Below are 1181 nucleotides of genomic sequence, written 5' to 3'. Positions count from 1 at the left end.
GAGGCATTGGTGGATGCGAAATACTGGCTCGAGCAGAAAATTAGCCGGCTCGAGTCTAGGGTCTCATCTTTCTTTGGCGAAAAAATCGCCATCCTCACGCTACTTGCGAGTAGCTATCTGTTTACAAAAGAGTTCGGTGGCTTCAAGTGGCTTTCGGAGACCTTGGCGGCAGGGCCGCAGCTTAGCAATGCTGGCAATATGAGTTTGATGTTTATTGCCGCTGGAGTCTTGGGCATGTCGGTAGGCGCTGTCCTGATACGTTATATGGCCGGGCGCTACCGATACCAAGTCGAATTGATCGAGGGTGCGCTGCGGTGACCATCTCGCTCATCGGAATCGATTTTTAGTCCTGAATGGAGGTTGTTCGATGCGCAACGCCCGTCGATCTTCCTTCAGGCGAGTTAACGGGAAAGCGCGGGAGCGCCTTGCAGTACCCGGCTCGTCCATAGCAAATCGTCGCGATTAACGTAGCAGCCCCGGAAATGGCGGGCATTGGTAGCGGGATCAAATTCACCGAGGTAGCGCTGCACGTGATGTATTCGGCGTCCACGGGCAGAATGTCCAGCGTTGCGTTGGCTATCGGAGATGGTCGAAATCAATAATCGGCATCAACTGCAAGGCGTTTTGACCTGACTACGGGCAATGCCGTCGTAAGCGCTGCTTACGCTGACGCAATCCGAATCGAGACATCTACCCAGTCAACGCGGCGCACAACGAAACCAGTGCAAAGCGTTGCTACCGCTCCCACCGGATGTTTGGCGATCAACGCGTTCCAAGCTTCGTGCGACGGCATTGAGGGATGGCGTCCTAGCCAGAGAGGCTGGCAGGGCTTCTTATCGTGATGCCTCTGCATGGCGTCACGAACCTGTTGAGCGGTAGAATCATCCGGGTGCAAGGCCAGCAACTGCTGCTGGGTGTCTAATAGCGCGGAGACCACGTAGACCGGCGCGCCGAGTGCCTGCTGGCGCACTGTGTCATCGCGTGGCATCGTTTGTTTCCTCCCGCGTTATCCGATGCCGCATCCTGAGCCTACAAGCTGCAGTACCGCAAGAGGAGGGTTTACCCTCATGGATTTAACATAAGTTGTATTATGCGAAGTCTAAATGTTACAGCCAATTAGTAATGTCGCGATCCAGCCAAATAGAAATGTCCCGATCACGTGTGGCGGCTAGCCTAACGGC

General features: G+C 54.8%; 1 protein-coding gene. It reads left to right on the top strand.

Translation table 11 applies throughout. From position 1 onward, the window contains the following. Positions 1-318 (top strand): YuaM family protein (locus QKY98_RS23360; RefSeq protein ID WP_284671671.1); only part of this gene is annotated, 318 nt, incomplete at its 5' end. Positions 319-1181: the final 863 nt, after the last annotated feature.

It is taken from the genome of Pseudomonas sp. HR1 (assembly GCF_030175875.1).
GTDB lineage: Bacteria > Pseudomonadota > Gammaproteobacteria > Pseudomonadales > Pseudomonadaceae > Chryseomonas > Chryseomonas oryzihabitans.
The sequence above is the reverse complement of the archived record's forward strand: the minus strand, read 5'-3'. Positions and strand labels throughout refer to the sequence as shown.